The 4,142-nt window shown below is 66.9% G+C and carries 5 protein-coding genes; all 5 read right to left on the minus strand.

Translation table 11 applies throughout. The features are described 5' to 3' along the window. Positions 1 to 119: 119 nt before the first annotated feature. A complete protein-coding gene (locus ACYQ1Z_RS19205; protein WP_009359314.1) occupies positions 120 to 365 on the minus strand; it encodes an acyl carrier protein in 246 nt (81 codons plus the stop codon). Positions 366 to 443: 78 nt separating this feature from the next. Continuing rightward, positions 444 to 1,505: a beta-ketoacyl-ACP synthase III gene (locus ACYQ1Z_RS19210; protein WP_459794146.1), complete on the minus strand. Its 1,062-nt coding sequence runs from the start codon at positions 1,503 to 1,505 to the stop codon at positions 444 to 446. Beyond that, complete coding sequence (locus ACYQ1Z_RS19215) at positions 1,502 to 2,431, minus strand: ACP S-malonyltransferase (protein WP_459794147.1); 930 nt, start codon at positions 2,429 to 2,431, stop codon at positions 1,502 to 1,504. The genes ACYQ1Z_RS19210 and ACYQ1Z_RS19215 overlap by 4 nt, the downstream gene beginning before the upstream one ends. An 88-nt stretch (positions 2,432 to 2,519) precedes the next feature. Continuing rightward, positions 2,520 to 3,764 carry a PucR family transcriptional regulator gene (locus ACYQ1Z_RS19220; protein WP_459794148.1) on the minus strand — a complete coding sequence of 415 codons (1,245 nt, stop codon included), beginning with the start codon at positions 3,762 to 3,764 and terminating at the stop codon, positions 2,520 to 2,522. Between the two features lie 188 nt (positions 3,765 to 3,952). After that, positions 3,953 to 4,142, minus strand: a 190-nt coding sequence (locus ACYQ1Z_RS19225; RefSeq protein ID WP_459794149.1) for a hypothetical protein, incomplete at its 5' end; no start/stop codon positions are given.

The raw sequence follows: 4,142 nt of genomic DNA on the forward strand, positions 1-4,142 counted from the left end.
CCCCCCCCCCCCCCCCCCCCCCCCCCCCCCCCCCCCCCCCCCCCCCCCCCCCCCCCCCCCCCCCCCCCCCCCCCCCCCCCCCCCCCCCCCCCCCCCGCCAGGCAAAGCGGTGGGCCTTTCTAGGCCTGTGCGCCGGCGATGAAGCTGACAGCGTCACCAACGGTCTTGAGGTTCTTGACCTCTTCGTCCGGGATGCGCACGCCGAACTTCTCCTCAGCGTTGACCACGATGGTCATCATGGAGATGGAGTCGATGTCCAGGTCCTCGGTGAAGGACTTGTCCAGCTCCACAGCCTCGGGGGCCAGGCCGGTTTCCTCGTTGACGATTTCGGCCAGGCCGGCCAGGATCTCTTCGTTGCTAGCCATGGATGGCTCCTTTTCTTGTATTGCCGGCAGGGGCTGCCGGAAATGGTTCAGGCCGCGGATGCGGCCCCTTGGGCGTTCCTAGGGAAGGACAACTACCTGTGCGCCGAAGACGAGTCCGGCGCCGAAGCCAATCTGCAGGGCCAGCCCGCCGCTGAGTCCCGGGTTCTCCTGCAGCAGGCGGTGCGTGGCCAGCGGAATGGACGCAGCGGACGTGTTGCCGGCGTCGGCAATGTCACGTGCAACTGTAACCGTCTCCGGCAGCTTCAGTTTCTTCACCATCTCGTCGATGATGCGCATGTTCGCCTGGTGCGGGATGAACGCGACCAGGTCCTCAGCCTCGACGCCGGCGGCCTCGAGGGCCTGCTGGGCCACCTTGGCCATCTCCCAGACCGCCCAGCGGAAGACCGTCTGGCCGTCCTGGCGCAGCGTCGGGTACAGCTCCTGCGCCTCTTCGAGGAGGGCGAGGTCGCCGGTGGAGTCGGACTGCCGCGCAGCCAGGCCGAGATCGCGTACGTCCAGCAGGGAGCGGGTCATGCCGATTGCGTCCCATTTACTGCCGTCCGAGCCCCACACCGACGGGGCGATGCCGGGGATGTCGGACGGGCCGATAACCGCGGCGCCGGCACCGTCGCCGAGCAGGAAGGATATGGTGCGTTCGCGGTTGTCGATGACATCCGAGAGCTTTTCGGCGCCAACCACCAGCACGTACTTGGCAGCCCCGGATTTCACCAGGGCGTCGCCCTGCGCGATGCCGTAACAGTAGCCTGCGCAGGCGGCGGAAATATCAAAGGCAGGTGCCGGGGTGGCGCCAAGGCGGTCTGCGAGGCTCGCCGCCGCCGACGGCGTCGCGTAGGGGTGGGTGACGGTGGAAACGATGACGGCGCCAAGGTCGGAGGCTTCGATGCCGGCCTTTGCCATGGCCTCGCGGGCAGCACCTTCAGCCATGTCGATGACGCTGACGTCTGCCTTGGCCCGGTGCCGCGTTACGATGCCGGTCCGCTGGCGGATCCATTCGTCCGAGGAGTCGATCCACTGGCACACGTCCTCGTTGGTGACGATGACGTCCGGGCGGTAGGCGCCGAGCCCGAGGATCCGGGTATGTTCCTGGATCGGGGCCTGCTTCAGGGCGGGAACGCTCATGAGTTGCCCTCCAGCTCCGCAAACAGTGCCAGCGCGGCGGAGAGGTCGTCGGGGGTCTTGACGGCAACCGTCTTCACCCCGGGCATCCCACGCTTTGCCAAGCCGGCAAGTGTTCCGGCGGGCGCCAGTTCGATGACGCCGGTGACGCCGCGCCCGACCATGGTTTCCATGCACAGGTCCCAGCGGACCGGGCGGGAAACCTGGGCAATGAGGCTTTCGACGGCGGCAGGCCCGCCGGTGACTTCGCCGCCGTCGTAGTTGGACAGCAGGGGAACGGCCGGGTTCTGCGGCTTCAGCTGCGGTTCTATCGCCTTCAGGGCGCTTACCGCGGGAGCCATGTGGCTCGTGTGGAAGGCGCCTGCAACCTTCAGCGGGATGATGCGCGCCTTGGCCGGCGGGTTGTCGGCCAGTGCCTTCAGCTGTTCGAAGGTTCCGGCAGCAACAGTCTGGCCCGCACCGTTGACGTTGGCGGGCGTGGCACCGGACGCTTCAATGGCTGCCAGGACCTCTGCCGGATCCCCGCCCACCACGGCGCTCATGCCGGTGGGAGTGACGGACGCAGCGGCTGCCATGCTGTTGGCACGCTCGCGGACGAACGTCATCGCTTCCTTCTCGGTCAGGACGCCGGCGAGGGCGGCCGCGGTAATCTCGCCCACGGAGTGGCCGGCCAGGATGACCGGCAGCGAGCTGAGTTCGACGTCGAAGAGGGAAGCCGCGGCGACCAGCCCGGCGGCAACAATCAGGGGCTGCGCCACGGCAGTGTCCTTGATGGTTTCCTCGTCGGAGGTGGTGCCGTGGGCGATGAGGTCAATGCCGGCGATGTCGCTCAGCGAGGCCAGCTGGCCTGCCACCGGGGGCAGCTCCAGCCAGGGGGCCAGAAAACCCGGGGTTTGTGAGCCCTGTCCAGGGCAGACTATTGCAAGCACGTAACCAGCTTTCCAAATTACTGTGTGATCCAGCGGTGTTTGTCCGCACCAAGCTCACGAAGACAGATTGTAGGAAGTCTACAACGTCTCAGGGTTGGTTCCGGGAAGGCTGGCGCTCTGTGGCTGCCTTCGGCGGTGCTGAAAGCCGGCCCACAACCAGGGCAGCCTGCAGGACGAATGCCTCCCGGGGGAGCAGCGGATCCCAGCCTGTGACGTCACACACCCGCTTCAGCCGGTAACGGACGGTGTTCGCATGGACAAAAAGTTCACGGGCTGTGGCCTCGAGCGAATGGCCGAGTTCCAGGTAGGTGCCCAGCGTCTCCACCAGCCCGTTGGACGCCGCGAGGAGCGGACGGTAAATGTTCTTGACCAGGGAGCGGCGGGCGGCGTCGTCCCCCGAGATGACGCGCTCCGGAAGCAGGTCGTCGGCGGCGACCGGCCGAGGCGCGGAAGGCCAGGCCCGGGCGGCGGTGAGGCCCGCAAAGGCGGACTGTGCGGAACCGCTGGCCTCAAGCAGCGACCCGGCCTCGGGCCCGTACACCACCGGCCCGGGGGCAAACATTTCGCTCAGCTTCACATAGGCGGTTTCGCGGTCCTGGACACCGCCGAGGATCAGGATCAGCCGGTCACCCTGGATGCCCACCAGCGCATCTTCGGCGTAGCGTCCGGCCATCCGGCGCAGTTCGCTGACGTAGCTGGCACTGGGTTCGGAGGGCGAGTTGCCCACCATGACGGTGAACCGCTCCTGTGCCTTCCAGCCCAGGGCTGCAATCCTGGATCGGAGGGCATCGGTATTTTCGCCCCGGAGGATTGCGTCGACGATCAACGCCTCGAGCCGGGTGTCCCAGGAGCCGCGGGACTCGGCAGCGCGGGCGTAAACGTCCGCGGCGGCGAATGCGACCTCGCGCGAGTAGCGCAGCACCGCTTCGCGAAGGGAAGGCTGGTCGGCTTCGGGAGCGATGACCGGGACCTGGTCCTCGACAACCTCCACGACGATCCGGATCAGCTGCAGGGCTTTTTGGAGGCTGATGGAGCGGGTCAGTTCCGTGGGTGCAGTGCCAAAGACGTCCGTGAGGATCCAGGACGGTGAACTGGGCCGCTCGTACCAGGTGACGAAGGCGGCTATTCCGTTCTGGGCGACCATGCCGAGCGCGGAACGCTCATCCGAACTCAACCGGCTGTACCAGGGAAGCGACTTTTCCAGCTCACGCATGGTGGTCGTGGAAAGTTGCCCTACGTTCGCGCGCAGCTGCTTGAGGGTTTCGGACTTCTCCGGGCTTACCGCCGGCTGGGACGGTTTTCGCTTCGCGGACGGACTGGCTGGTGCTGGCATTCTTCGAGCATACGGGCCGCGGGCTGCAAGCTCCATTTGTACGAAGGCTACAACTCAAGTTGTCCTGCATCACAACGGCCTGCATCACGGCAGCGGCAGGCCCCAGTAAGAACGACGGCGGCCCCCGCCTTCCGGAGGGAGCCGCCGTCGTTACTGGCTTGCCTGTGGACTTCTCGTCCGGGGGAGGGCTACGCCTCGCCGCCGGCGTTGCCGGTGGAACCGGCATTGACATTGAGCAGGCGGTACTTCTCGATGGCCTTCGCTGGCGCCTGGGCATCCACCTCGCCGCGGCGCGCCAGCATTTCAAGGGCACGGACCACGATGGAGTGGGTGTCGTTCTTGAAGTAGCGGCGGGCTGCTGCGCGGGTGTCGGAGAAG

This window comes from Arthrobacter sp. AD-310 (assembly GCF_054656615.1).